The sequence below is a fragment of the Streptomyces sp. NPDC041200 genome, from assembly GCF_055591805.1.
Genome location: NZ_JBVIZF010000004.1, coordinates 248557 through 273849 on the forward strand (window position 1 = coordinate 248557; position 25293 = coordinate 273849).

A 25293-nucleotide genomic window follows, 5' to 3' on the forward strand; every position below is an offset into this window, starting at 1 on the left:
GGCGCATAGGACGGGCGATTGGGAGCGGAAGCACACGTGAGCAGCGACAACGCAGCCCCGGACAAAGAGACGGTATGGGACGTCGTCGTGGTCGGCGCGGGGCCCGCGGGTGCCTCCGCGGCCCACGCCGCCGCGTGCGCCGGCCGCCGGGTGCTGCTGCTGGAGAAGGCCGAACTGCCGCGCTACAAGACGTGCGGCGGTGGCATCATCGGCCCCTCGCGCGAGGCGCTGCCGCCCGGTTTCGAGCTGCCGCTGCGCGAGCGCGTCCACGCGGTGACCTTCTCGATGAACGGCAAGCTGTCCCGGACCCGCCGCTCCAAGCACGCGCTGTTCGGGCTGATCAACCGGCCGGAGTTCGACGCCGGGCTGGTCGAGGCGGCCAAGGACGCGGGCGCCGAGGTGCGTACGGGCGTGACCGTCACCCGCGTCGAGCAGCACGGTCCGTCCGTGCCGGACCGCCGCACGGTGGCGGTCGTCCTCGGGGACGGCGAGACGGTGCTGGCGCGGGCCGTGGTCGGCGCGGACGGCAGCGCGAGCCGGATAGGGGCGCATGTCGGGGTGAAGCTCGACCAGGTTGACCTCGGCCTGGAGGCGGAGATCCCGGTTCCGGACACGGTCGCGGAGGACTGGGCGGGCCGGGTGCTCATCGACTGGGGCCCGATGCCCGGCAGTTACGGCTGGGTCTTCCCCAAGGGCGACACGCTGACCGTCGGCGTCATCTCGGCGCGCGGCGAGGGCGCGGGCACCAAGCGCTATCTGGAGGACTTCATCGCCCGGCTCGGCCTCGCCGGATTCGAGCCGAGCGTCTCCTCCGGCCATCTGACCCGCTGCCGCACCGACGACTCGCCGCTCTCCCGCGGCCGGGTGCTGGTGTGCGGGGACGCGGCCGGGCTGCTGGAGCCGTGGACGCGGGAGGGCATCTCCTTCGCGCTGCGCTCGGGCCGCCTCGCGGGGGAGTGGGCGGTACGGATCGCCGAGGCGCACGACGCGGTGGACACCCGGCGCCAGGCCCTCAACTACGCGTTCGCGATCAAGGCCGGTCTGGGCGTGGAGATGGGCGTCGGCCGCCGGATGTACGCGGCGTTCGCCCGCCGCCCCGGGATGTTCCACGCGGCGATCACCGGCTTCCGCCCGGCGTGGCGCGCGTTCACGAAGATCACGCGCGGTACGACGACGCTGGCCGACCTGGTCCGTACCCACCCGGCGGCGCGCCGGGCCCTGGCGGCGATGGACAAGGGGCAGGCGACGGGCAAGGGGTAGCGGACGCCTAGGCGTCCGTGACGGTGACGCGGAAGACCGGGTGCAGGGCGGCGGCCCGGGCGAGTTCGGTGTCGGTGGAGGTGGCGGTCACGCCGTCGAAGAAGGCGCCGACCTCCCACCCCCACCGCTTCAGATAGGCCCGCAGCACCGCCGCCTTCTCCGCGCCCTCGGGCAGTTCGGCGGCGGTGAACGACCGCGTCCGGCGGCCCTTGCGCAGCTGTCCGCCCCCGGCCGCCCGCAGGTTGCGCACCCACTGGGCGTTGCCGCGCGCCGAGACGAGATACCGCTCGCCGTCCAGGGCCAGCGGGTTGACCGGGACGCGCCGCGACGCCCCGCTGGACCGGCCCGGAACGGACAGCTCCGCCGCGCCGAAGAGGCTGAGCCCGCGCCGCGCCAGCCAGGCCACGGCGCCGTGGACGGGCACCTCGAAGCGGCGGGGCTCGATGTAGTGCTGCGTCATGACGTCCTCCGTCTGCTGTTGTGAACCACCCCCGAGAGCGGTGCTCTCGTTGATGAGCATTGTGCGCAGAGGTCTCGGGGCATGGCAAGAGCAGTGCTCTCGTTTTAGGGCGTCGCTCCGAAAGATGGCAGACTGCACGCATGACCGCGATCCGAGGGGCCAGGGAACGGGCCCGCGCCGAAGTGACCGCCGCCATCAAGGAAGAGGCGCGCCGCCAGCTGGCCGACCAGGGCGCGGCCAAGCTGTCGCTCCGGGCCGTCGCCCGCGAGCTGGGCATGGTCTCCTCAGCCCTCTACCGCTACTACCCGAGCCGCGACGAGCTGCTGACCGCGCTCATCGTGGACGCGTACGACGCGATCGGCGCCGCCGCCGAGGCCGCGCTCGCCGCGACGCGCGGCGGCGACGCCCCCGTGGCGCGCTGGACCGCGGTCTGCCGGGCGGCCCGGGCCTGGGCGCTCGCCCACCCGCATGAGTACGCGCTGATCTACGGATCCCCGGTGCCCGGGTACTCCGCGCCCGAGGCCACCATCGCCCCGGCCGCCCGCGTCGCCCTCACCTTCATCGCCGTCGCCCGCGACGCCCACGCGGAGGGAGCCCTGCGCGTACCGGAGGAGGCGGAGCTGCCGGAGGGAGTGCGGGCGGACGTCGCGGCCCTGGCCGACGTCCTCGACGCCGGGCCGCCCGCCGAGGCGCCCCTGCCCGCCGGGGCGCTCGCGGCGCTCGTCGCGGCGTGGGCGCAGCTGTTCGGGCTGATCAGCTTCGAGCTGTTCGGCCACTTCCATCAGGTGGTGGAGGCGCGGGAGGAGTTCTTCGCGCACACGGCCGCCGCCCTGGGACGGCAGGCGGGCCTGCGGTAGCGGGCCCCCGCGGCCTACTCCGGCGGGAGTACGGGCGGCCACCGCGCGCGGGGGACGCCGTTCGCGGGTGGCCGGTCTAGCGTTGCCGTATGCACGAATTCACGGGGGAGCGGGAGCCTGGGCGCGGGCCGGGCGGGTGGTGGCGCGGAGCGCCCTGGTACGACGGGCCGTTCGGCCCGCCGGGCACCTCCGTGCCCTGGCGCTCCGCGCTCGCCGTCGCCGTCATCCAGCTGGTCGGCACGGGGTTCGCCGCCCAGCGGCAGCCCGATCGGACCGACCTCGGACCCGGTCTGTGCGCGCTGCTGCTGGCCGGGCCCGCGCTGCTGCTCCTGCGCCACCGCCACCCCCGGCTCGCCGTCCTCGGCGTCTCGGCGGTGACCTTGGGCTACCTCGCCGTGGGCGGGCCGGACGGCCCGGTCTTCCTCAGCGTCGTCGTCTCCTGCGTCGCGGCCGTAGCAGCCGGGCAGCGGGTGGCGGCCTGGTGCGCGGTCGGCGCGCTGTGGGCGGGGCGGCTGCTCATCGCGCACTGGCTCTACCGCTGGCTGCCGCCGCCGGGCGACCCGTCCGCCGGTTGGGGGCAGGAGGCAGCGGTCGCGGCGTGGGCGGCGGCGGTGCTCGCCGCGGCCGAACTCGTCCGCGTACGGCGCGAGCAGTGGGCCCGCGAGCGCGCGGAACGGGCGGCGGCGGTACGGCGCCGGGCGGACGAGGAGCGGCTGCGGATCGCCCGCGAACTGCATGACGTCCTCGCCCACAGCATCTCCGTCATCAACGTCCAGGCCGGGGTCGGCCTCGCCCTCCTCGACCAGGACCCCGAACAGGCCCGCACCGCGCTGACCACCATCAAGGCGGCCAGCAAGGAGGCGCTCGGCGAGGTGCGCCAGGTCCTGGACACCCTGCGCGCCTCCGGCGCCGCGCCGCGCCAGCCCGCCCCGGGTCTGGACCGGCTGCCGGAGCTGACCGAACAGGCCGCGGGCGCGGGGCTGACGGTGGAGGTGGCGACGCGGGGCACCCCGGCCGCCCTGCCGCCGGGCACGGACCTGGCCGCGTTCCGCATCGTCCAGGAGGCGCTGACCAACATCGTCCGCCACTCCGGCTCACGGACCGCGCGCGTCCGGTTGTCGTACGCCCCGGAGGAGCTGGAGCTGCGGGTGGACGACGACGGCCCGGCGACCGCGGACGACACGGCGGACCGAGCGACGGGCGGCGGCAACGGCCTGGTCGGCATGCGCGAGCGCGCCGCCGCCCTCGGCGGCACGGTGGAGGCGGGCCCGCGCCCGGACGGCGGCTTTCGTGTGCACGCGCGCATCCCGCTCACCACCGCACACAAGACCGCCGCACCCCAGGCGCCCGCCGCGTCCGCGAAGACCGCCGCGCCCGAGGAGACACCGTGAGCCGAGTGATCCGCGTCCTGCTCGCCGATGACCAGCTCCTGGTCCGCGCGGGCTTCCGGGCACTGCTGGCCGCCCAGCCGGACATCGACGTGGTCGCCGAGGCCGCCGACGGGGAGCAGGCCCTGAGGGAGGTGCGGGAGCGCCGCCCCGATGTCGTGCTCATGGACATCCGCATGCCCCTCCTCGACGGACTCGCCGCGACCCGCCGGATCACCGCCGACCCCGCTCTCGCGGAGGTGAAGGTGATCATGCTGACCACCTTCGAGCTGGACGAGTACGTCTTCGAGGCCATCCGTGGCGGCGCCTCCGGCTTCCTGGTCAAGGACACCGAACCGGAGGAACTGCTGCGCGCCGTGCGGGCGGTGGTCGACGGCGACGCGCTGCTGTCGCCCGGGGTCACCCGCCGCCTCATCGCCGAGTTCGCCGCCCGCTCGAAGAAGCCCGCGCCCGCCTCGGTCCTCGCGGAACTGACCGAGCGGGAACGGGAGGTGATGGCCCTGGTCGGGATCGGTCTGTCGAACGACGAGATCGCGCGGCGGCTGGTCGTCAGCCCGCTCACCGCCAAGACCCATGTGAGCCGTACGATGGTCAAGCTGGGCGCCCGCGACCGCGCCCAACTCGTCGTCCTCGCCTATGAGTCGGGACTCGTACGCCCCGGATGGCTGGGCTGACAGCCCCCTCCCGCCCGGACCCGCGTCAGAACAACGCCTCCGGACGCGCGGCTTCCCGCGCCGGAACCTCCACCGGGGCCGTCGTCTCCGCGCCCGCCGGGGCCGCGCCGAGCGGACGGCCCGCCAGCAGACGGCCGTCCAGCAACAGGGCACGGCCGTCCGACGCGGTCAGGTGGATGTCCGGGCCCGCCACGCCCTCGACGCGCCCCGCCACCGTGCGGTCGGCGGCGAGCCGGATCACCCCGTGCACCGGCCCCAGCCGCTCCAGATGGAACGCCTCATCGTGGTGGACCGGCACGAAGGCGGTGACGGCCAGCGACTCCGGCAGACCGCCGAGCCCCCGCGCCCGCGCGTGCAGCGCCGCTAGTTCGGCGGCGCGGTGCTCCCGGGGCGGCGGCGCCTCGCGCGCGGCGCGCTTGGCCGCGTACGGAAAGCGGTCCGGGACGCCGAGCGCCGCGCCCAGCACGGCCTCCGCGCGGCGCGCGGCCATCAACGGGCCGCGGCCGAGCAGCGCGTACGAGAGCGCGGCCTGCTCCAGCAGCCGGACGCCCTGCCGCTCGGCCGCCGTGATCCCGGCCTTGACCAGCCCCGGCCCGAACCAGGCGAGATAGACGTCGTACGGGCGGGGGTCGTCGGTGCGGGTATCGGCGGCGACCGAGTACGAACGGTCGAGCCGGGCGCAGTCCGCGCACTGGGACGAGACGGCGGACGCCGCCACCTCGGCGTCGTGCGGGCAAGGGGTGTGCCGGACGCCCCGGCGCACGCCGGTGCAGTGGCGCCCGGGCCCGGTGGTGAAGGCCAGCGGGCGGCCCCGGGCCAGCGCGGACGTCCGCTCCCCGTGGACAGGGTGACGCCAGACGAGCGCGGGACCGGAGCCGGACGACCAGTGCGGCCCCGCGCACCGCCACCGCCCGTCCCCGGTCATTCGCGCCGCCCCTTACGAGACAGCCACAGCACCCGTATCACGCGGTAGGCGAACCCGGCGGTGGCGGCGGTGGCGGCCGCCGTCCGCCACGCGGTTTCCTGGGCCCGCCCCAGCTCCCCGAAGAGCGCCGGGCTCGCGACGGCGAAGAAGAGGACGGCCGCCAGCAGCCCGCCCGTGACCAGCGCGAACACGATCTCCACGGTGAGCGCGTCCCGGTCGGCCTGACTACGGGGTCCGGCGGTCATACGGCATCAGTCCTCTGTCGTGTCGGGGCTGCCCAGCCCATGCTGCCCGCTCACAGGCTCGACTGCTCCCGCCACACCTGCGCCAGCGACAGATCGCCCTTGCCGCTCAGCGCGCTGTACGGCAGCCGGTTCCACGCCACCATGTACAGCTCGCCGGCCGGACCGGTCAGCTCGCAGTCCGCGTCCCCCTCGCCGTCGCGCGTGGTGCGCGGGATCTCGTCGCTGAGCCGCACCGTCCAGACGTCGTCGGTGTCCGTGGCCCGCAGTCGCAGGGTACGCGGGGTGTCCGTGCGCACCCGGCTCCGCTCCGACCCGTGGAAACGGAGCAGCAGCTCATCGATCCCGTCCGCCGCGAAGGCCGGGTCGAAGGGGGAGTGGTCCGCGCCCAGCGCCGATTCCGCGTCGACCCGGTGGATCGCCGTCTCATGGGCCTGCCGCCGGGCCCAGAACGCCAGCGGTGAGGGGTCGGGCAGGAACGTGTAGCACTCCAGGTCGGGGTCGGCGTCGCTGAGCGCCTTGACCAGCGTCCGATGGCTTTCCCGGTACCAGGCGACCAGCTCGTCGCCGGTCTGCTCCGGCTCGTCACTCAGCTGAACCCGCTCTGTCAGGCCCTCGGTGACGTAGCGGGCCACCCACCGGTGCACCCGCCCGGTGTGCGACAGCAGCTCCCGGACCTGCCATCCGGGACAGGTGGGCACCCGGGCGTCCGTGCCCGCCTTGGCGGCGGCGTCGGCCAGCAGGTGTCCCTCGCGGTCCACGACGTCGATCAGCTCGGCAATCTCCATGGCGGAATTCTGCCAGCCACCTCCGACATGCGGGGTGACGTGGCGAAATTCAATCCGGCCCGGGGCGTGCGGCGTTGCGCGTGGCGTACGCGACGACGGCCGCGACCGCCGCCAGCGCCGCGACCGTGGTGAGGGCGGCGGGCAGCGAGAACCAGTCGGCGAGGAAGCCGATCGCGGGCGGGCCCAGCAGCATGCCGCCGTAGCCGAGGGTGGAGGCCGCGGCGACCCCGCTGGGGCCGGTCAGCGCGCCCGCCCGGGCGATGGCCACGGGGAAGAGGTTGGCCAGGCCGAGTCCGGTGACCGCGAAGCCCAGCAGGGTGAGCCAGACCGTCGGCGCGAGCGCGCCCAGCAGCATCCCGGCCGCCGCCGTGGCGCCGCCCGCGGTCAACGTCGCGGTCTGGCCGAGCCGTTCGAGCAGCACCGTGCCGGACAGCCGCCCGATGGCCATCGTCAGTGCGAAGACGGAGTAACCGGCGGCGGCGACGCCCGCCGACGCGTCGAGGTCCTGGTGGAGATGGAGCGCCGCCCAGTCCGCCATCGCCCCCTCGCCGTACGCCGTGCACAGCGCGATCAGGCCGAATACGGCCACCAGCCAGCGCGCGGGACCGCGCCGCGCTCCGGCGGATGCCTCGGCCGCCGGGCTCGTAGCGGTTTCGGGCGGCGACGGAGGCGGAACGGAAAGCAGGGTCCGGCCCGCCGCCGCCGCGAGCACCAGCCCGACGGCGGCCAGCAGCGCCAGATGGCGGGTGGGGGAGAGATGATCCGCGAGCAGCCCGCCGAGCCCCGCCCCGGCCATGCCGCCCAGGCTGAACGCCGCGTGGAAGCTGGGCATGACCGGCCTGCGCAGCGCGGCGATGAGATCGACGGCCGCGCTGTTCATGGCGACGTTGAGCCCGCCGAACGCGGTGCCGAAGACCAGCAGCACCAGCCCGAGGGCGAGCGCGGAATGGGTCAGCGGCGGCAGTGTGACGCTGAGCGAGAGCAGCACGGCGAGGGCGACCGTCGTGGCATGGCTGCCGAAGCGGCGGCAGAGCCACCCGGTGATCATCATGGTGGCCGTGGCGCCCACCGACACGCACAGCAGGGCGAGCCCCAGGGCCCCGGCGGAGGCGCCCGTCTGGTCCTTGATCGCGGGGATACGGGCCACCCACCCGGCGAACACGAAGCCGTCGAGGGCGAAGAACACGGTGAGGGCGGCGCGGAGTTGGGACAGGGCGCGCTCGGGGGCGGCGGCCCCGGGCTTCCCCGGAATGGCCGTCCATGTTTTGTTTGATGTCGGCACAAAGTGAGAATAGGGGCGTGACCCAGACACGGACAAGGCTCGAGCGGGGCCGGGGCGCTCTCGGCCCGGCACTGGCGCTCGTACACACCGGCCGCGCACCCACCCGCGCGGTGCTCACGACCGAACTCGGGGTGACCCGCGCGACCGCGGGGGCCGTCGCCGCCGAGCTGGAGGCGCTCGGCCTGATCGAAGTCGACGCGCGGCCGCTCGGCTCCGCCGGGGCGCAGGGCCGCCCGTCGCACCGGCTCTCGATCGCCCCGCGCGGGCCTGTCGCGCTCGCCGCCCAGGTGCACGCCGACGGCTTCCGGGCGGCGCTCGTCGGGCTCGGCGGGAACATCGTCGCCACCGCCCCCGGCCGCATGACGGTGCCCGCCGACCCGGCGCACGTCATCGACGCGGTCGTCGAGGCCGGCGCCCAGCTGCTGCGCGAGACGGGCCGGCTGTGTGTGGGGGCGGGGCTGGCCGTGCCGTCCGCGGTCGCCGAACCGGAGGGCACCGCGCTCAATCCGCTGCACATCGCCTGGCCCGCGGGCGCGCCGGTGCGCGATCTGTTCACCCGGAGCCTGGCCGCCGCGGGAATCCGCGGCGCGGACGAGGAGCCCCTCACCGGCCACACGGGCAACGACGTCAACCTCGCCGCCCTCGCCGAACACCGGCACGGCGCCGGGGGCGGCGCCCAGCATCTGCTGTGCGTCGCCACCGGGCACCGCGGCGTTGGTGGCGCGCTGGTCCTCGACGGGCGGCTGCACACCGGCAGCGCGGGACTCGCCCTGGAGGTCGGCCATCTGACCGTCAACCCCGAGGGGCCGCCCTGCCACTGCGGCAGCCGAGGCTGCCTGGACATCGAGACCGACCCGCTCGCCTTCCTCGACGCCGCCGGGCGCGAGCCCGGCCCCGAGGGGTCACTGCTCCAGCAGGCCCGCGACCTGATCCGCGCGGACTACGCCGATCCATCGGTCCGGGCCGCCGCCGAGCAGCTCATCGACCGCCTGGGCCTCGGGCTCGCCGGGCTCGTCAACATCCTCAACCCCGACCGCATCATCCTCGGCGGCCTCCACCGCGAGCTGCTGGAGGCCGACGCGGAGCGGCTGCGGGCGGTCGTCGCCGAGCGCAGCCTGTGGGGGCGCAGCGGGGGCGTACCGATTCTGCCGTGCACCCTGGACCACAACGGCCTGGTGGGCGCGGCGGAGCTGGCGTGGCAGCCGGTGCTGGACGACCCGCTGACGGCGCTGGGCGCCGCCTAGCCTCAACGCCTCACCACAGCCGCCCCTCGGGGAGCGAGGTCAGGTCCGGGGCCGACAAGTGGAGCACCTGGTAGCGGTCGCCGGGCTCTTCGGGCGGCGCGGCGTCCGCCCAGAGCGTGAAGCGCGCCAGTTGCCAGCCGCGCGGGTCGATGCCGAGCGCCGCCGAGTGCACGCCCTCGGCGGTCGCCCGCCGCCGCAGCTCCTCCAGCGCGCCGTCGACGGCCGTCGCGGGATCGGCGGCGGCCGGGACCGGCTCGGTGTGGCGGACGGCGGCGCGCGGTGCGGCGCCGAGCGCCGGGCCGCGGTGGAAGGCCAGCCCCTGCCAGTGTTCGACGGCGGGGCGGCCGAAGTCCTGGACGATGCCCCGGAATCCGGGACCCCACAGGAAGCGGTTCATGGCGTCCGGGGCGGACCAGAGGTAGAACGGCGCGTAGGAGTTGACCGGTGACCCGTCGACCCCGCGCTCGCGGATGCCGTACGCCTTGAGGGCGAGCCCCGGGAAGTCGTCCAGGAGGTGCCCCCGCGACTCCACCCGGCGCCGGATGATCTTCATGTCGTAGTCGGCGGGCAGCGTGATCCGGTACTGCATGGCATGCATGGGAAGGCTCCTTGAACTCCCTTACCGGGAAGGGGAATCGGGCGCCCGGTGGGCGGCCAGCAGGGCGAGCAGACCTTCCACGGCGTCCTCGAAGGGCGCCGCCGACTCCGCCGCGCGGGCCAGCACATAGCCGCCCTGTACGGTCGCGACGACCGCCGAGGCGGTACGGGCCGGGTCGAGTCCGGCCGTGAACTCGCCGCGCTCCCGCCCCTCGGCGAGGACCTCCGCCAGCCGTCCGCGCAGCCAGTCCAGCGTCTCGTCCACCGGCTGCCGCAGCACCGGGTCGGCGATCACGTCCGGGTCCATCGTCAGCCGCCCGATCGGACAGCCGCGCAACACATCGCGCTCGCGCCGCAGATAGCCGCGCACACGGTCGTACGCGCCCCCGGGGCCGGACAGCGACGCCTCCGCGGCGGCCCGCAACTCCCCGGCGGTGCGGCGGATTGCCGCGAGCGCGAGATCGGGCTTGCCCGTGAAGTGGTGGTACATGCTGCCCTGGCCCGCCCCCGCCCGCTGCTGGATGGCCTTGGGGCTGGTGCCCACGTAGCCGCGCTCCCACAGCAGTTCCCGGGTGCTCTCGATCAGCCGCTCCGACGTGGTCATGCGAGGAGTGTACATACCAGTAGGTACAGAGAGGGTCGTGAGCGGGCCGTCCCGTCCGCCTGGGGGCGGGGCGGCCCGAACGCCCGGTGCCGGAAAGCTCAGTGGGATACGGCCGACCGGGCGGCCGGTGCCCGCTCCCGTACGGCCGGTGCGGGCGCGGGCGCCGCCACGGGAGCCGGTGCGGGTGCCGGGGGTACTGGGGTCACCGGGGATACCGGGGATACCGGGGCCACTGGGGTCACCGGGGATACCGGGGCCGGTGCGGAGGCCGGGGTGGGGGCCGTCACCGGGCGGGACGGCCCCGCGCGGTGCGGCGGCGGCGCGGTGCGGCCCGCTCCGTGCGCCGCGTACGGCGAGCCGGTCACGGTGGCGGGCTGCGGCACGGCCAGGGTGAACCAGACGACCTTGCCGCTGCCGTCGTCCCGTACCCGCATCCCCCAGGTCTCGCTGACCGCCGCGACCAGCGCGAGCCCCCGGCCGTGGGTGGATACGGGGTCACATTCGCGGACCCGGGGCAGCCGGGGGTCCTGGTCGCGGACCGAAACCGTCAGCTGGTCCAGTACGAGGGCGATCTCCACCGTGCACTGCTTGTCCGGCTCGGCGTGCCGGTGGACATTGGTGAGCAGCTCGGTGACACCGAGCGCCGCCGGGTCGATGAGCGGATCCAGATGCCAGTAGCGCAACTGCGCCGACACGATTCTGCGGACCTGACCGATCCGCGACGGCAGGGCTTGCAGCTCCACCGTGCAATGCCTGCTAGGACGACTGATCACGGCTGCGACTCCCTGAAGAAGTTGGGGCTAGCCTGATGCAGATGCGGGCGACGAACGCGTTCAGCAGTGGTGGCTGCCGTGCGCGACCGGTGGGCCGGTTCTCAGCGTCACCGCTTGTTGACCCTCAGTGATACTGATGCTCGTCCAGGGTCGGTCCCCCCGCGCGCATGCGCAACTCGGCCGCCTTCACCCCTTGCGGACGTGGTCCCGGGCGGACCGGACCGCGTCGAGGAAGCGGCCGGCGGCGCCGGACCCGGAGGGCTTGGCCGCGTCCTGCTGGCCGAGGGTGAGGCGGTAGCGGGTGCCGTTGACGGTCGCCATCGCCTGGTCGCCGTCCACGAACCACGGTTTGCTCGCCCGGACCGACTGCACGGGCGCGCTGTCGATCTCGCGCCCGTAGCTGGTCAGCAGCTGTAGCCTGCCGTCCTTGATCGAGACCTGTCCGGCGCGGGTGACCGAGCGCAGGAATCGCTCGATCCGTACACCCCTGGCGTTGAACTCGGTATCGGCCATCACGACCGCCTCCCCGGTGGCTTCCGACTGGCAAGCGCTGCTGCCTCATTCTCCCTGCTGCGCAGTGTGCCCGTGACCGGGCCGGGGCACCAGGGCGCACCGGGGTCCATTTAGGATCGAAACGGACCGAGTATGCCACTCGGAACGGGCACGGGGCACAAGCACGAGGAGCGGCGTGGACAGTACGACGCGGGCGGTCGTCGACACGGTTGACGTGGACCGCAGCGACCACGACTACCGGGACTGGCTCAAGGAGGCCGTCCGGAAAGTGCAGGCCGACGCACAGCGATCGGCTGATACGCACCTGCTGGGCTTCCCGCTCCCGCAGCGGTGGGGGATCGACCTCTACCTCAAGGACGAGTCCACCCATCCCACAGGAAGCCTCAAGCACCGGCTCGCCCGCTCGCTGTTCCTCTACGGGCTGTGCAATGGCTGGATCCGTCCCGGCAAACCCGTCATCGAGGCGTCCAGCGGCTCCACCGCCGTATCCGAGGCGTACTTCGCGAAGCTGATCGGCGTCCCCTTCATCGCGGTGATGCCGCGCACGACGAGCCGGGAAAAGTGCCGCCTGATCGAATTCCATGGCGGCCAGTGCCATTTCGTGGACGACCCGCGGAAGATGTACGAGGAGTCCCTCGCCCTCGCGGCGGAATCCGGGGGGCACTACATGGACCAGTTCACCTACGCCGAAAGGGCGACCGACTGGCGAGGCAACAACAACATCGCCGAGTCGATCTACCAGCAGCTGCGGCTGGAGCGCTATCCCGAACCGGCCTGGGTGGTCGCCACCGCGGGCACCGGCGGCACCTCCGCGACCATCGCGCGCTATGTGCACTACATGCAGTACGACACCCGGGTGTGCGTCGCCGACCCGGAGAACTCGTGCTTCTTCGACGGCTGGGTGCGCCACGACGCCCACGCGTGCAGCGAGTCCGGTTCCCGCATCGAGGGCATCGGCCGTCCCCGGATGGAGCCCAGCTTCGTGCCCGGCGCGATCGACCGGATGATGAAGGTCCCGGACGCGGCGAGCGTCGCGGCCGTACGGGCGCTGGAGCGGGCGATCGGGCGGAAGGCGGGCGGGTCCACGGGGACCGGGCTGTGGAGCGCGCTGAAGATCGTCGCGGAGATGGTGGCGCAGGGGCGCACGGGGAGCGTGGTGACGCTGTTGTGCGACCCGGGCGACCGGTATCTGGACAAGTACTACTCGGACGCCTGGCTGGAGGAACAGGGGCTCGACATCGAGCCGCACGCGAAGGCGATCGACACCTTCCTGGCGACCGGACACTGGCCGGACTAGCGCGTCACCCGGGGGAACCGGGGGTCCTCAGCCCGTCGTCAGGCGCCGGTCCAGGCACCGGACCGCGTCGTGGAACGCCTTCCGCAGCCCCGGGCGGAAGGCCCGCGCCGCGGCCCGGGTCACCGCCGTGCCGTCCAGCGCGAACGTGTAGCGCACGACGGTGCCGGAGCGCCACGGCACCAGCCGCCATTCCTCCAGCAGCGCCCGCAACCCCGGCACGTTCGTCTCGTCGACACGGTACGCGTACCGCTCGCACGGGTCCGACGCCATGATCGTCTCGCGGAAGCGGGTGCCGCCGATGAGGCCGATCTCCCGCCCCGTCCCGTCGGCCGTCGGGCGGGCGGCGGTCACCTGGCTGAACCAGCGGGGCCAGCCCTCGACGTCGGCCAGCGCCCCGAACACCGCCTCGGGCGGCGCCGACGCCTCGGCGGTGAAGGCGAGTTGGACCGGGGCCGTCTCGGTGTAGTCCAGCCCCACGGAACGCAACCGGTATGCCATGCGGCCACGATAGCCGCACGGCTGTCGTTCCGTCAGAGGTCCGACGCGGCCTCGCCCGGCTCGCCCGCCACCACCAGCTCCGGCAGATACTCGGCGATCTCGGCGCGCGCCGAAGCGGGCAGCCCGGGGTCCGTCACCAGCGCGTCCACCTGGTCCAGCGAGGCGAAGGAACTCAGGCCCACCGTGCCCCACTTGGTGTGGTCGGCGACCACCACCACCCGCCGCGCGGACCGTACGAAGTGGCGATTGGTCTCCGCCTCCGCCAGGTTCGGCGTGGACAGCCCGGCCTCGACCGATATGCCGTGCACCCCGAGGAAGAGCGCATCGAAGTGGAGCGAGCGCACCGCGGCGTCCGCGACCGGCCCCACCAGCGTGTCCGACGGGGTGCGCACCCCGCCCGTGAGCACCACGGTGGCCGCCCCGGGGCGCGGCGCGGCCCCGCCGAGCGCCGCCGCCGACCGCTGCGCGTTGTAGAACACGTCCGCCACCCGGACCGAGTTGGTCACCACCGTCAGATCCGGTACCTCCAGCAGCTGCTGGGCCAGCGCGAACGCCGTCGTACCCCCGGCCAGCCCGATCGCCGTGCCCGGGGTGACCATCGCGGCGGCGGCCTTCGCGATGTCCTCCTTGGCGGACAGCTCCAGGCCCGACTTGGCCTCGAATCCCGGCTCGTACGTGCTCGCCTCGGCGACCGGCACCGCGCCGCCGTGCACCTTCTCCAGCACACCCAGCCGGGCCAGCGCGTCCAGGTCGCGACGGACCGTCATGTCCGACACATTGAGCTTGCGCGTCAGCTCGTTGACCCGCACTCCGCCGCGCCGCCTGACCTCGTCGAGAATCAGGGCGCGCCGCTGTTCGGCGAGGAGATTCTGGTTGTCGCTCACCCTGCCCGTTCCCTTCCGGCCGTCGCACGTCGCCCGCGCGGCCATCTTCGCATGTGGGGCGGACAGCCGGGCCCCTCGCGCCGGGGGGTTACGATTTCGCCACGCCCGGCCTGTCATGCTCCGGGTCCCACCCCGCTGGGCACAATCCTGGAGCGAAGACCGGGGCGGAACGACCGCACGACACCGGGATCGGGGGGCACGGTGGCATCGACCACGGGTACCAGCGCATCGGCAGCGGGGGCGGACCGGGCGCTGGGGGCGCCACCGCCGTCCCGGAACGGTGAACCACCACCCGACCTGGAACTCCTGGTCCACGGCGTCGGCGGCACCACCCCCCAGGAGATGCTGGGCGATCCGCGCACCACGCCGGTCACCGGCGACGAGACCGCCGCGGTCTACCGGCGCATCGACGACATCGACGCCGAGTCGCGCCCGGAGGACCACCGGGGCGCCCCGGTCCGCGAAGCGTACGTCTGGTCCAACCTCACCTCCGGCAACAGCGCCCGCGCCCTGTGGCTGCTCCTGCTGCCCTTCATGGTCGTCAACCTGGCGCACTGGATGCGCCCCGCGGCCGACCGGCGGGAGCGCACCGTGCGCGGCTACGGCCTGCTGGTGCGCCTGATCGCGCTCAGCCTGACCGTGCTGCTGATCGCGGGGGCCTGCGAGGTGGCCCTCGACCTGGTCGCCTGGCAGTGCGCGGGCGCGGCCGACTGCGCCGACGGCACCTGGCTCGGCTTCCTGTCCGCCGGGGACGACGGCTGGTGGAGCCAGCCCGGCCGCCGCCTGGCGCTCACCGCCGTCGTACCGGCGGCCCTCAACGGCCTGCTGTGGTACCTGTCCAACCGCACCTGGAGCGCCTACGAGTCGCAGCCCCCGCTGGAGCTGCCGGTGGACGAGACCTGCGCCGAGTCGGGCAACCGCCCCGCGCTGTGCCTGCCGGGCTTCTGGTACGGCCGCCGGATCGTCGCCCGGCTGCGCGCCGCCCACACCGCCGCGGGCTTCCTGACGATCGCCGCGGCCGTCACCGCGGCCACCGCCGGGTACGACCGCGGGGCGGGCGGCGGCGCCCTGCTGGACGCCGCGGGCTGGACGCTGCTCGCCTTAGTGGTCACCGGCGGGTGCCTGGTGGTGTGCGTGGTGTGCCGCCGAGGCCGCAGCGAGACCAAGGCCGACAGCCATCTGGACCGCCTCACCATCACCGCGCTGCCCGGCGCCGCGCTCGGCGTGCTCGCGCTCGCCATGCTGTACGCGGGCTGGTCCCGCCCCGGCTGGGTCTCCCACGGGAGACTGCCCGGCGACCAGACGTTCAGCGTGATCGCCATCGTGCAGGGCGCGCTCATCGTGGCCATCGCGGTGTGCGCCCTGCTCCTGTACCGGGAGGCGCCCACCGCGCGCACCCCGCTGCGGGGGCTGGCCGGTCCCGTCGTCGCCATGCTCGCCTGCGGGCTCGGCTCGGTGCTCGCCGGTGGCGTCGCCCAGCGCATCGCCGACTGGCTGGACGGCGGCGCCACCCCGGGCGAGGGCGGCACCATCGCGCCCCCGATCCTGCTGTCCTGGTGGGCCACGGCCATACCGGTCCTGCTGCTGATGATCCTGCTGCTGGCCGTGATCACCGCCCTGCGCGCCTGGCGGATACGCGAGCGGCTCATCCCCGGCGTCCTGGACAGCTACCCGGGCGAGCCCGCCGACGCGGTGCGCACCCGCCGGATCGCCACCACCATCGCCCGCGCCGGGCTCACCGACTCCACGCCCTGGCTCGTCGGCCCCGTCGCCCTGTTCACCCTGCTGCTCGGCGGACTCGCGGTCATCGGGACCTGGCTCACCAACGAGGTGCCGGGGCGGGCCGCCGACGAGACCCCGGGGTTCATCGACGCGGCCACCCAGACGGCACAGGCGCTCGGCTCCTGGATGATGGGCTTCGCGGTCCTGATGCTGATCACCTGGGCCCGCCGCGCGTACCGCAGCCCCTCCGCCCGGCGCACCATCGGCATCCTGTGGGACGTCGGCACCTTCTGGCCGCGCGCCGCGCACCCCTTCGCCCCGCCCTGCTACGCCGAGCGCGCCGTCCCCGACCTGACCTGGCGGATGGAGACCTGGACCCGCACCTACGGCGGCCGCCTCGTCATCTCCGGGCACTCCCAGGGCAGTGTGCTGGCCGCCGCCGCGGTCTGGCAGGTCGACCCGCGCACCCGCGCCCAGGTCGCGCTGCTCACGTACGGCTCACCGCTGGAGCGGCTGTACGGGCGCTGGTTCCCCGCCTACTTCGGGCCCGCGCAACTGCGTTCGCTCCACGGCGAGGTGCGGTGCTGGCGCAACCTGTGGCGCTACACCGACCCCATCGGCGGCCCGATCCGGCTGACCGAGGCCGACGGGCCCGAGGTGGACTGCGACGCCTTCAAGGACCCGCTCGCCTACGGCCGTACCGCCGAACACCCGCTGCCCGCACCGATCCTGGGGCACGGCGAGTACCAGGCGGACCCGGCGTTCGACCGGGAGCGGGCCGCGCTGCTGGCCCGGCTCCCCGAGGGAAAGGGCTGCGGCCCCGCCCCCGAATCCGCTCCCGAACCCGTCACCGTGCCGAAACCGGCTCGGAGCGGTTCCGGACCGGCTCAGGACAACCCGGGGCCCGCTCAGAGCAGTTCGGGCAGATCCTCCGGGTAGAGCAGCGTGAGGTCGTCGGTGCTCGGGTCGCTCACCTGCGCGACCCGGCCCGCGTGCCGCTCCACCATCGCCTCGAAGGTCTGCCGGGCGGTACGGCCGTTGCCGAACGCGGGGCCCTTCGGAAGTGCCGTGAAGTACTTCAGCAGCGCCTCCGAGGCGCCCTCGCCGATCCGGTACTCCTGGTCGTCTGCCTGCTGCTCCACGATCCGCAGCAGCTCCTCGGGCGCGTAGTCGCCGAAGGTGATGGTGCGGGAGAAGCGGGACGCCACACCGGGGTTGACGGACAGGAAGCGCTCCATCTCCGCGGTGTACCCGGCGACGATGACCACCACCGAGTCCCGGTGGTCCTCCATCAGCTTCACCAGGGTGTCGATCGCCTCGCGCCCGAAGTCCCGGCCGGAGTCCTCGGGGGAGAGCGCGTACGCCTCGTCGATGAACAGCACGCCGCCGCGCGCCCGGTCGAACGCCTCCTGGGTGCGGATCGCCGTCGAGCCGATGTGCTCGCCGACCAGGTCCACCCGGGAGACCTCCACCAGGTGACCGCGCTCCAGCACGCCGAGGGAGGCCAGGATCTCGCCGTAGAGCCGGGCGACCGTCGTCTTGCCGGTGCCGGGGGAGCCGGTGAAGACCAGATGGCGGCGGACGGAGGCGGCCTTCAGCCCGGCCTCCTGACGCCTGCGGCCGACCTCGATCATGTCGGTGAGGGCGCGCACCTCGCGCTTCACGCTGTCCAGCCCGACCAGCGCGTCCAGTTCGCCCAGCACCGTCGTGGAGGGCCGTACGGACACCGGCTCCTCGGCGGGCGCGGCGGTCACGGCCGGGGGCTGGACGGAGCGCTGCGCCGGGAGGCCGCCCAGCAGCCCGCCCGTCGAGGCGGCGGTCTCCACGGCGGGCGCCGGGAGGGCGGGGGCGGTCGCCGGGGTGGTGACGGCGCTGGTGGCGCTCTCGTCGCTGGTGCAGTCCTCGACGGCCGGGCCCGCCTCGGAGAACTCGTAACCGCCGCGCGCGCACCGCTCGGTGCGGCACCGGTTGAGGGTGGTGCGGCAGCCGTCGATGATGTGGAAGCCGTAGCCGCTGCTGCCCGTCACCCGGCAGTTGCTGAAGGTGCCGCGGCCCTCGGCGGACACATAGAAACCGGCCTCCGTCGGCGAGGAGACCGTGGTGCGTTCGACCGTCGGATCGGCGCCCTTGGTGACGATCACTCCGGTCGCGGCGCCGTCGATGACGCAGTTCGCGAGGGTGCCGCCGCTGCCGTGGTCGCGGAACCAGGCGCCGGTGGCCGCCTCCCGGATCCGGCAGTCGTCCAGCTGCGCGGTCGCCCCGTCGCTCACCGACACCGCCGTGTTGCGCACCTGGGACAGATCGCTGTCGACGACGTCCACACGCGAGCCGCGGTCCAGGACGAACAGCGCGTCGGGCACGTCGCGCACCCGGCACGAGTCGAGCACGGCCGTGGCGCCGTCGCTCACCCACACCGCCGGATAGTCGCCCGTGCTCTCGTGCAGCTCGCACTGGTTGGCGTCCACCCGGGTGCCCGGGTCCCACACCGACAGGCCGTTGCGCCCGAACCGGCGCACGGTCGAGCGGGTCAGCGTCAGCACCGAACGGGACCGCAGGTCGACCGCGTTCTCCGGGACGTCGTGGATCTCGCAGTCCGCGAGCGTGAGCACGGCGTCCGTGTCCAGATTGACGCCGTCGCCCGTCGTGCGGTGCACCCGGCAGTCGGTCAGGTGCCCGGTCGCCCGCGAGGAGACCGCCACCCCCGCGCCCCGGATCTCGTACACCTCGCAGCCGACGGCCTCCAGCGAGCTGCCCTCGCCGGTCAGCGTGACCCCGGCGCCCGACGAGTGGTGGATGCGGCAGCGCTCCAGGCGCGGGCGGGCGCCGCCGCGCACCGCGACCCCGGACTGCCCGGCCGCCATCACCTCACAGTCCTCGAACACCCCGCCCGCGCCGTCCAGCACGCTGAGGCCCACGCCCGCCGGGTTGTCCACGGTGCAGCGCTTCACGGTCGGCCGCGCGCCGCCGCGCACCTCGATGCCGACGGCGGAGCGGGTCGCGACCCGCACGTCCGTCAGCTCCGGGGTGCCCTCCTCGACCAGCAGCGCGGGCGACGCCGAGTCCATGCCCTCCACGTGCAGGTCCTGGACCACCGCCGACGCGCGTATCGTCAGCGCGACGCCGTCGGCGGGGGCGATCCGCACCGAGCCGCGCGAGGAGCCCTCGGGGCCGCGCAGGGTGACGGCCCGTCCCACCACCAGATTCTCACGGTAGGTGCCGGGCGAGATGGAGAGCACGTCGCCGTCCCCGGCGGCCTCCAGGGCCGCGGCGAGGGAGGCGTACTCTCCGGTGCGGCGCCGCCACCGCGACGTCCCGCTGTGCGTCACCTGGACGACCGAGCCCTGTGCCATGGTGCTGCTGTGCCCCCACCTCGTGCGTATGTCGGATGTGCGCGACTGTGCCGCTGTTCACGTGAGGGCCCCACCGTAGCGTGCGCGCGGCACGCCGAGTTGACCTGCCCGTAAGCTCCGGCGCACGGGATGTCCCGTACACGGGGTGTTGTGGTGAAGAGCCGCGCACGGGGGCGGTGCCCGGCTCTACGTTACTGCCGCGTCAGCTGTCCGCGTCGGCTCGGCCCCAGTCCTGACCGGCCCGCTCCCACGCGATGTCCCACTGGGCGTAACGCCGGCGCATGAGCCGCCATACGACCAGCCGCCGGGCGCCGTCGACCAGCCCCGCCGTCACCGCGCCCGCGCCGATCCCGGCCAGCACCGCATGGGTGGCCGCGGTGGCCGAGTCCAGCGGACGGGCCTTCAGCCGGCCCTGGTCGTCCGTCCAGATACGGAACGTCTCGCCCGGGTCGGCGCTCGGACCGGCGGCGAGGGTGCCGTCGTGCCTGCTGCCGTCCGGGCCCGTCCACCGCGCGAGCACCCGGCGCTGGGCGTCGCGCGCGGAGGCGGTCTCGGGATCCGAGTCGATGGGTGGCTGGGGCAGCACCTTGACCACGGTCGCCGCCACGTCATGGCGTTCGGCGCGCTGCTCCTGCATGGTCTGCTTCAGCGCCCCGTGCGCCAGGGACCCCGCCGCCCAGCCCGCGGCCGGGGCCGCGAGCACGATCAGCACGGCGGCGACAAGCGCCGCGTATGCCTCTGCCAGGTCGGTCTTACGGCGCAGCGAGTTCCGTCGCCAACGCCACAAGCCCTTGATCATTCGCATCATCCGCACGTCTTTCGACAATCCCCTTCCCCGTTCGTGGATACCGCATGGGAAGCCGGATATGCGCGAATTCGGTGAAGAGAGAGCCATATCACGGGCTGAGCCCGTTGGTCGCGCGGGCGGGGCCGTCGGGATCGTCCGGGGTCCGTGGCACGCGCCACACCACCCGGGTGCCGCCCGCCTCGGGGGCCTCGACGCTCAGCGTGCCGCCCAGCAGCTCCGCCCGCGACCGCATGTTGACCAGGCCTCCGCTGGGGACGGCGGCGCCGATGCCCACCCCATTGTCGGTGACCGTGAGGACGACATCGGCGCCGACCGTGAACCGCACGTCCACCCGCTGGGCGTACGCGTGCCGGACGGTGTTGCTGAGCGCCTCGGCGAGCACCGCGAGCGCCTGATCGCCGGTCTCGTCCGGTACGTCGGTGTCGACCGGCCCGTCCATCAGCAGCGATGGCGTGAAGCCCAGGATGTCGGACGCCGACCGAACGGCCTTCACCAGCCGCCGCCGCAAGGTGGCCGGTTCGCCGTCCTCGTCGCCGACGGCGCGCAGCGCGAAGATCGTCGAACGGATGATCTTGATCGTCTCGTCCAGGTCGTCCACCGCCCGGCCGACCCGCTCACCCGCCTCCGGATGCTCGATCAGCCGACTCGCGCTCTGCAGCGTAAGACCCGTCGCGAACAGCCGCTGAATCGCCAGATCGTGCAGGTCACGGGCGATCCGGTCGCGGTCGTGGAGCAGCGCCAGATGCTCGGACTCGGCACGGTGCCGGGCCAGTTCGAGTGCGAGCGCCGCCTGCGCGGCGAAGCCCGACAGCAGCTCCACCTCGTGGTCGTCGAACGCGGGCCGCCCCGCCAGACGGCACAGCCGCAGCGCCCCCGAGGACCGCTCGTGCGCGACCAGCGGTACGGCCACCAGCGGGCCGAACTCGCTCTCCTGGTCCGGCAGCGGCCAGGCCCGCGCCCGGGCGTCGGTCCGCACGTCGCTCGCCACCGCGGGCCGCCCGGTGCGCACCGCGAGACCGGCCAGCGAGCCGTCGGAGGGCACCACCAGACCGCCGACGCGCTCCGCGTCATGCCCCTCCGCGACCTCCACCATCAGGCTGTCCGTGCCCGGCGCGGGCAACAGGATGGCCGCCGAGTCGGCCAGCGAGACCTGGAGGGCCAGCCGGGCGATCAGACTCAGCACCTCGGCCGCCGGAGTGCCCGCCAGCAGCGTGCGGGTGATCACCCCCAGCGCCTCCAGCCACTGCTCGCGGCGGCGGCTCTCGTGGTACAGCCGGGCGTTCTCGATGGCCACCCCGGCGGCGACCGACAGGGTGGTCAGCACCGCCTCGTCATCGGGGTCGAACTGCGCGCCGCCGCGCTTCTCCGTGAGATACAGATTGCCGAACACCTGGTCCCGGACCCGGATCGGCACCCCCAGGAACGAGCGCATCGGCGGATGGTGCTCCGGGAAGCCATGGCTCGCCGGATGCTCCGACAGATCGGTCAGCCGCAGCGGCTGCGGATGGCGGATCAGCTCGCCCAGCAGACCGTGGCCGCTCGGCAGCGGGCCGATCCGGTGCGCGAGACCCTCCGATATGCCCACCGGCAGGAACTGCGACAGCCGGTTGCTGTCGACCACGCCCAGCGCCCCGTACTCCGCGTCCGCCAGCACCACCGCCGACTCCACGATCCGCCGCAGCACCTGCTCCAAGTCCAGCTCGCGGCCCACGCTGAGCACGGCCTCCAGCAGGCTGTGCATCCGCCCCTGAGTGGCCCGGGCGGCGTCCAGCCGCGCCTGCAACTCGTCGAGAAGCTGATCCAGCCGGAGCTGAGGCAGAGTGGGATGGCTCCCCTGATCCCCACTAGCCGACACGTGGACCCCCTTGGTCTGCGCCGCGGCACACAGCGTATCGAGGGGGAGTGACAGTCAGGGCTGCGGGACCACCGCCACCGGGCAGCGGGCGTGATGCAGGACGGCGTGGTTGACCAGGCCCAGCTGCATCCCGAAGTGGCCCTGCCGCCGCCGGGCGCCCACCACCAGCAGGTCGGCGTCGTCCGAGGCGTCCAGCAGCGCCTTGCGGGCCGGGCCCTCGAACGCGCGGTACGCCACCGGTACGGGCGGCCGCGCCATCTCCGTCACCCCGCCCAGCGCCTCGTCCAGCAGTTCGGCGGCGTGCCCGGCGTGGTCCTCGTGCGGCCCGTGGTCCTCCGGCCCCGCGCAGCGCCAGGCGTGCACGGCCGCCAGCTCGCAGCCGCGCAGCCGGGCCTCCCGGAGCGCGAAGGCGACGGCGGGGGAGGGCGGGGTGTGGTCGTGCTCGCCGGGGCGCTCGCGCTCGGCGATGCCCACCGCGACGCGGTTCATCCCGCCGTACCCGCCCTCCGGACGGCCGCGGACGACGATCACCGGGCAGGACGCGCGGGCCGCGATGCCCAGCCCGACCGAGCCCAGCAGCAGCGATGCGAACTCGCCGCGCCCGCGCGACCCGACGACCACGGCCTCCGCGCTCTGCCCGGCGCGCAGCAGGGCCGTCACCGCCTCGTCGGGTGCCAGATCGGTCATCACCTTCAGCGCCGGTGCGCGCCGCCCGGCCCGCTCGGCCGCGGTGGCCAGCACGGTCTCGCTGTGCAGCCGCTCGGTGGGGCGGTCGGCGGCCGTGGCGGGTACGTAGCCCTCGTACCGCTCCCACAGGGAGGCGTGCACGATGCGCAGGGGGAGCCGTCGCCGGGCCGCCATGTCGGCGGCCCAGTCCAGCGCGCCGGAGGCGGCGTCCGAGCCGTCGACCCCGACGACCACGGGAAGCTCCACGGCGCCCACCGCCTCTCCTGTCGGCACATGGCTGTATGCCCGCTCATTGTCCCGCCGAAGCGGTGGCCATGACGCGGTATCGGGGCAGCGGGAGTAACGGGGGCTAGCGCAGCCGCATGGCGAGGGTCACGACGGCGCCCATGGCCCCGGCGCTGATCACCAGCCGGTCGGTGACCAGGCGGGTCAGCCACAGCCCGCGGCCGCTGGTCGCGCCGTCCAGCCCGGGGAGGATCTGCGGGATGACGTCCTCGGAGAAGCCGGGGCCGGAGTCGCTGATCCGGCACTCCAGCTCGTCGCCCACCCGCCGCAGCAGCAGGGAGCCCTTTCCGCCCGCGTGTTCGATCGCGTTGCTGGCGATCTCGTCGACGGCGAGGACGAAGTCACCGCGGCGGTCCTCGCTGAGCCCGGCCCAGGCGGCGCACTCCTCGACGAGGACGCGCAGCCGCGGCAGCTCGCCCGCGGTGAAGCGGCGGTGCAGCAGATGTTCCAGGTGTGCTCCGGCTCGGTTGGCGGACCGACGGAGAGAGTCGGCTGGCACCAGGGCCTCCTGTGTGACGAGGGCGAGCGACATCAGGCTCGGTGAAGGAGCCGAGGGTATGGGGTGTGGGGTGTCATGGGGAGGTGTGACCGTGAATGACGTGTCATGTCCCCAACTCGACTGGAAATGACTAATGGAGAGTCGGTACGCGCTCATCGGCGTATCGCTTCGGATCGGCGGCGGCTCGCACGCACGGTCACCGTCGAGGGGCGAGGCGGGGGAGGAGACGGCAGAGTGAGGCCATGAAGGGACTTCTGGGCGCACTGAAGACCGAGCACCGCGAGCGACTGATGGCGCTCGCCCACGATGTGTCCTTCCCCTCGGGCGGCCGCATCTTCGAGGAGGGCCGGAAGGCCGACCACTTCTGGGTCATCCGCACCGGCGCGATCACCCTCGACCTGCGGGTCCCGGGCCGCCGCGCCGCGGTGATCGAGACCCTGGGCCCCGGCGAGCTGATCGGCTGGTCGTGGCTGTTCCCGCCGGACACCTGGCACCTGGGCGCGGAGGCGCTCAGCCCGGTGCGCGCGTACGAGTTCGACGCGGAGGCGGTGCGCAGGCTGTGCGACGAGGACGCCGAGCTGGGCTACGCGCTCGCGCTGGCCTGCGCCCAGGTCATCGGGCGACGGCTGCAGGCCGCCCGCACCCGGCTGCTGGACCTGTACGGGCCGTACGCGGGCGGCATGTCCCCCTGATCTGTCCCCCTGAGCTTGAGCGTACCGATCGTGGGGAGAACCGTGATCGGGGAGGGCCGAATGGCCCCTTACCCCTTCCCGCGGCAGGACGTAAGAGTGGGCAGCCGGATCACGACCGGCGCCCCGCGCGCTACGGAGGAGAGGGCAGTGCCCGAGACAGCCGACACCGCCGACGCCGGGGGAGTCGACCCGCCCGCCGAGCCCATCGGGGTCTTCCTGCTCGACGACCACGAGGTGGTGCGGCGGGGCCTGCGCGATCTGCTCGACGCGGAACCCGATCTCACGGTCGTCGGCGAAGCGGCGAGCGCCCGCGAGGCCATCGCCCGCGCCCCCGCCGTACGGCCCCGCGTGGCGGTGCTCGACGTACGGCTGGGCGGGTCGGGCGAGGGGGCCGATCACGAAGGGATCGCGGTCTGCCGGGAGTTGCGGGCCCGGCTGCCCGGGCTGGCCTGTCTGATGCTCACGTCCTTCGACGACGACGAAGCGCTCTTCGACGCCATCATGGCGGGGGCCGCGGGCTATGTGCTCAAGCAGATCAACGGCTCCGACCTGGTGTCCGCCGTACGCACCGTGGCGGGCGGCCGGTCCATGCTCGACCCGGGCGCGACCGCCCGTGTCATGGCCCGGCTCCGCGGGCCTCAGCCCAGCGCGCCCGACGAGCTGGAGCGGCTGTCCCCGCGCGAACGGGAGATCCTGGAGCTGATCGGGGACGGGCTGACCAACCGGCAGATCGCCGAGCGGCTGTTCCTCGCCGAGAAGACCGTCAAGAACCGGATCTCCTCGATCCTGTCCAAGCTGGGCGTGGGACGGCGGATCCAGGCCGCGGTGATCGCCGAGCGGATCAGGGAGCGCGAGACCGGGCAGTGAGCCGTGTGCCGGGCCGGTGCGCGGATCGGTGCGCGGTGCCGCGCCGGGTCGGTGCGCGGGGTCGCGGGGGGCACGAGGCCGGCTCCCCATCCGGCCCCGCACCCCACGCCGAACGGGGCTCGGCCGGTCGTGGACGCTCATCACCGCAGTGGAATGAGAGCCCGGCTGCCCCGTGGTCAACCGGCTCACACCGCCGACCCCCAGCATCCCGCGCCGCGCCCCCGGCGAGGGAGGGCCGAACG

25 protein-coding genes are annotated in these 25293 nt (G+C 74.1%); 9 read left to right on the plus strand and 16 right to left on the minus strand.

Annotated features, from left to right (window positions below):
• Window positions 1–36: 36 nt before the first annotated feature.
• Window positions 37–1260, plus strand: a complete 1224-nt coding sequence (locus ACZ6CL_RS14720; RefSeq protein WP_468935795.1) for a geranylgeranyl reductase family protein — start codon at window positions 37–39, stop codon at window positions 1258–1260.
• Between the two features lie 7 nt (window positions 1261–1267).
• On the opposite strand, the gene ACZ6CL_RS14725 is transcribed toward ACZ6CL_RS14720, so the two are convergent.
• Window positions 1268–1720: a nitroreductase family deazaflavin-dependent oxidoreductase gene (locus tag ACZ6CL_RS14725; protein WP_468935797.1), complete on the minus strand. Its 453-nt coding sequence runs from the start codon at window positions 1718–1720 to the stop codon at window positions 1268–1270.
• A 140-nt stretch (window positions 1721–1860) separates the two neighbouring features.
• On the opposite strand from ACZ6CL_RS14725, the gene ACZ6CL_RS14730 reads away from it, so the two are divergent.
• The 3 genes from ACZ6CL_RS14730 (at window position 1861) to ACZ6CL_RS14740 (ending at window position 4639) form a co-directional block, all read left to right on the plus strand.
• On the plus strand, window positions 1861–2577 hold the full coding sequence (locus tag ACZ6CL_RS14730) for a TetR/AcrR family transcriptional regulator (RefSeq protein ID WP_468935800.1): 717 nt from the start codon (window positions 1861–1863) through the stop codon (window positions 2575–2577).
• 89 nt (window positions 2578–2666) lie between these two features.
• Entirely contained in the window at window positions 2667–3968 is a 1302-nt protein-coding gene (locus tag ACZ6CL_RS14735; RefSeq protein WP_468935802.1) for a sensor histidine kinase, read from the plus strand.
• Window positions 3969–3973: 5 nt separating this feature from the next.
• The gene (locus tag ACZ6CL_RS14740; RefSeq protein ID WP_468936053.1) at window positions 3974–4639 is read left to right on the plus strand and encodes a response regulator transcription factor; all 666 of its coding nucleotides are present in this window, start codon (window positions 3974–3976) and stop codon (window positions 4637–4639) included.
• A 25-nt stretch (window positions 4640–4664) separates the two neighbouring features.
• Here ACZ6CL_RS14740 and ACZ6CL_RS14745 read toward each other — a convergent pair whose 3' ends face one another.
• From ACZ6CL_RS14745 to ACZ6CL_RS14760, 4 genes are read right to left on the minus strand one after another with little or no spacing between them, the layout of a single operon-like run.
• Window positions 4665–5564, minus strand: coding sequence for a DUF2797 domain-containing protein (locus ACZ6CL_RS14745; RefSeq protein WP_468935804.1), 900 nt, complete (start codon window positions 5562–5564; stop codon window positions 4665–4667).
• Window positions 5561–5809, minus strand: a complete 249-nt coding sequence (locus tag ACZ6CL_RS14750; RefSeq protein WP_468935807.1) for a DUF6332 family protein — start codon at window positions 5807–5809, stop codon at window positions 5561–5563. Before ACZ6CL_RS14750 ends, ACZ6CL_RS14745 begins: the two co-directional genes overlap by 4 nt.
• Window positions 5810–5859: 50 nt before the next feature.
• Window positions 5860–6594, minus strand: a complete 735-nt coding sequence (locus ACZ6CL_RS14755) for a maleylpyruvate isomerase family mycothiol-dependent enzyme (protein ID WP_468935809.1) — start codon at window positions 6592–6594, stop codon at window positions 5860–5862.
• Between the two features lie 49 nt (window positions 6595–6643).
• A complete protein-coding gene (locus tag ACZ6CL_RS14760) occupies window positions 6644–7876 on the minus strand; it encodes an MFS transporter (protein WP_468935812.1) in 1233 nt (410 codons plus the stop codon).
• Here ACZ6CL_RS14760 and ACZ6CL_RS14765 point away from each other — a divergent pair.
• Window positions 7867–9120 carry an ROK family protein gene (locus ACZ6CL_RS14765; protein WP_468935814.1) on the plus strand — a complete coding sequence of 418 codons (1254 nt, stop codon included), beginning with the start codon at window positions 7867–7869 and terminating at the stop codon, window positions 9118–9120. The genes ACZ6CL_RS14760 and ACZ6CL_RS14765 overlap by 10 nt on opposite strands.
• 10 nt (window positions 9121–9130) lie before the next feature.
• On the opposite strand, the gene ACZ6CL_RS14770 is transcribed toward ACZ6CL_RS14765, so the two are convergent.
• The 4 genes from ACZ6CL_RS14770 to ACZ6CL_RS14785 form a co-directional block, all read right to left on the minus strand.
• Complete coding sequence (locus tag ACZ6CL_RS14770; protein ID WP_468935817.1) at window positions 9131–9718, minus strand: DUF4865 family protein; 588 nt, start codon at window positions 9716–9718, stop codon at window positions 9131–9133.
• Between the two features lie 21 nt (window positions 9719–9739).
• Window positions 9740–10321, minus strand: a complete 582-nt coding sequence (locus ACZ6CL_RS14775) for a TetR/AcrR family transcriptional regulator (RefSeq protein ID WP_468935818.1) — start codon at window positions 10319–10321, stop codon at window positions 9740–9742.
• 98 nt (window positions 10322–10419) lie between these two features.
• A complete protein-coding gene (locus tag ACZ6CL_RS14780) occupies window positions 10420–11094 on the minus strand; it encodes an ATP-binding protein (protein ID WP_468935819.1) in 675 nt (224 codons plus the stop codon).
• A 186-nt stretch (window positions 11095–11280) separates the two neighbouring features.
• Window positions 11281–11607: a hypothetical protein gene (locus ACZ6CL_RS14785; RefSeq protein WP_385442328.1), complete on the minus strand. Its 327-nt coding sequence runs from the start codon at window positions 11605–11607 to the stop codon at window positions 11281–11283.
• A gap of 175 nt (window positions 11608–11782) precedes the next feature.
• Here ACZ6CL_RS14785 and ACZ6CL_RS14790 point away from each other — a divergent pair, with 175 nt between their 5' ends.
• Window positions 11783–12904, plus strand: a complete 1122-nt coding sequence (locus tag ACZ6CL_RS14790; RefSeq protein ID WP_468935822.1) for a PLP-dependent cysteine synthase family protein — start codon at window positions 11783–11785, stop codon at window positions 12902–12904.
• A 27-nt stretch (window positions 12905–12931) separates the two neighbouring features.
• On the opposite strand, the gene ACZ6CL_RS14795 is transcribed toward ACZ6CL_RS14790, so the two are convergent.
• Window positions 12932–13402: an SRPBCC family protein gene (locus ACZ6CL_RS14795; RefSeq protein WP_468935825.1), complete on the minus strand. Its 471-nt coding sequence runs from the start codon at window positions 13400–13402 to the stop codon at window positions 12932–12934.
• A 32-nt stretch (window positions 13403–13434) separates the two neighbouring features.
• Window positions 13435–14286: a DeoR/GlpR family DNA-binding transcription regulator gene (locus ACZ6CL_RS14800; protein WP_468935827.1), complete on the minus strand. Its 852-nt coding sequence runs from the start codon at window positions 14284–14286 to the stop codon at window positions 13435–13437.
• A gap of 534 nt (window positions 14287–14820) precedes the next feature.
• On the opposite strand from ACZ6CL_RS14800, the gene ACZ6CL_RS14805 reads away from it, so the two are divergent.
• Complete coding sequence (locus ACZ6CL_RS14805) at window positions 14821–16947, plus strand: hypothetical protein (RefSeq protein ID WP_468936055.1); 2127 nt, start codon at window positions 14821–14823, stop codon at window positions 16945–16947.
• Here the strand turns inward: ACZ6CL_RS14805 and ACZ6CL_RS14810 are convergent.
• From ACZ6CL_RS14810 to ACZ6CL_RS14830, 5 genes are all read right to left on the minus strand, one after another.
• Window positions 16917–19358 carry a right-handed parallel beta-helix repeat-containing protein gene (locus ACZ6CL_RS14810; RefSeq protein ID WP_468935830.1) on the minus strand — a complete coding sequence of 814 codons (2442 nt, stop codon included), beginning with the start codon at window positions 19356–19358 and terminating at the stop codon, window positions 16917–16919. The two genes, ACZ6CL_RS14805 and ACZ6CL_RS14810, sit on opposite strands and share 31 nt — an antisense overlap.
• Window positions 19359–19560: 202 nt before the next feature.
• Entirely contained in the window at window positions 19561–20163 is a 603-nt protein-coding gene (locus ACZ6CL_RS14815) for an Rv1733c family protein (protein ID WP_468936057.1), read from the minus strand.
• A 91-nt stretch (window positions 20164–20254) separates the two neighbouring features.
• Window positions 20255–22021, minus strand: a complete 1767-nt coding sequence (locus ACZ6CL_RS14820; protein ID WP_468935832.1) for a GAF domain-containing sensor histidine kinase — start codon at window positions 22019–22021, stop codon at window positions 20255–20257.
• A gap of 54 nt (window positions 22022–22075) precedes the next feature.
• Window positions 22076–22963 carry a universal stress protein gene (locus ACZ6CL_RS14825; protein WP_468935834.1) on the minus strand — a complete coding sequence of 296 codons (888 nt, stop codon included), beginning with the start codon at window positions 22961–22963 and terminating at the stop codon, window positions 22076–22078.
• A 94-nt stretch (window positions 22964–23057) separates the two neighbouring features.
• Window positions 23058–23525 carry an ATP-binding protein gene (locus tag ACZ6CL_RS14830; protein WP_468935840.1) on the minus strand — a complete coding sequence of 156 codons (468 nt, stop codon included), beginning with the start codon at window positions 23523–23525 and terminating at the stop codon, window positions 23058–23060.
• Between the two features lie 209 nt (window positions 23526–23734).
• Here ACZ6CL_RS14830 and ACZ6CL_RS14835 point away from each other — a divergent pair, with 209 nt between their 5' ends.
• A complete protein-coding gene (locus ACZ6CL_RS14835) occupies window positions 23735–24184 on the plus strand; it encodes a Crp/Fnr family transcriptional regulator (protein ID WP_468935843.1) in 450 nt (149 codons plus the stop codon).
• 147 nt (window positions 24185–24331) lie between these two features.
• A complete protein-coding gene (locus ACZ6CL_RS14840; protein ID WP_468935846.1) occupies window positions 24332–25051 on the plus strand; it encodes a response regulator in 720 nt (239 codons plus the stop codon).
• Window positions 25052–25293: the final 242 nt, after the last annotated feature.

Bases quoted from the DNA above. Each gene is read 5' to 3' on its own strand.
- ACZ6CL_RS14725 (WP_468935797.1), bottom strand. From the start codon at position 1,720: ATGACGCAGCACTACATCGAGCCCCGCCGCTTCGAGGTGCCCGTCCAC.
- ACZ6CL_RS14730 (WP_468935800.1), top strand. From the start codon at position 1,861: ATGACCGCGATCCGAGGGGCCAGGGAACGGGCCCGCGCCGAAGTGACC.
- ACZ6CL_RS14735 (WP_468935802.1), top strand. From the start codon at position 2,667: ATGCACGAATTCACGGGGGAGCGGGAGCCTGGGCGCGGGCCGGGCGGG.
- ACZ6CL_RS14745 (WP_468935804.1), bottom strand. From the start codon at position 5,564: ATGACCGGGGACGGGCGGTGGCGGTGCGCGGGGCCGCACTGGTCGTCC.
- ACZ6CL_RS14750 (WP_468935807.1), bottom strand. From the start codon at position 5,809: ATGACCGCCGGACCCCGTAGTCAGGCCGACCGGGACGCGCTCACCGTG.
- ACZ6CL_RS14755 (WP_468935809.1), bottom strand. From the start codon at position 6,594: ATGGAGATTGCCGAGCTGATCGACGTCGTGGACCGCGAGGGACACCTG.
- ACZ6CL_RS14765 (WP_468935814.1), top strand. From the start codon at position 7,867: ATGTCGGCACAAAGTGAGAATAGGGGCGTGACCCAGACACGGACAAGG.
- ACZ6CL_RS14770 (WP_468935817.1), bottom strand. From the start codon at position 9,718: ATGCATGCCATGCAGTACCGGATCACGCTGCCCGCCGACTACGACATG.
- ACZ6CL_RS14775 (WP_468935818.1), bottom strand. From the start codon at position 10,321: ATGACCACGTCGGAGCGGCTGATCGAGAGCACCCGGGAACTGCTGTGG.
- ACZ6CL_RS14785 (WP_385442328.1), bottom strand. From the start codon at position 11,607: ATGGCCGATACCGAGTTCAACGCCAGGGGTGTACGGATCGAGCGATTC.
- ACZ6CL_RS14795 (WP_468935825.1), bottom strand. From the start codon at position 13,402: ATGGCATACCGGTTGCGTTCCGTGGGGCTGGACTACACCGAGACGGCC.
- ACZ6CL_RS14805 (WP_468936055.1), top strand. From the start codon at position 14,821: ATGGTCGTCAACCTGGCGCACTGGATGCGCCCCGCGGCCGACCGGCGG.
- ACZ6CL_RS14810 (WP_468935830.1), bottom strand. From the start codon at position 19,358: ATGGCACAGGGCTCGGTCGTCCAGGTGACGCACAGCGGGACGTCGCGG.
- ACZ6CL_RS14815 (WP_468936057.1), bottom strand. From the start codon at position 20,163: ATGCGAATGATCAAGGGCTTGTGGCGTTGGCGACGGAACTCGCTGCGC.
- ACZ6CL_RS14830 (WP_468935840.1), bottom strand. From the start codon at position 23,525: ATGTCGCTCGCCCTCGTCACACAGGAGGCCCTGGTGCCAGCCGACTCT.
- ACZ6CL_RS14835 (WP_468935843.1), top strand. From the start codon at position 23,735: ATGAAGGGACTTCTGGGCGCACTGAAGACCGAGCACCGCGAGCGACTG.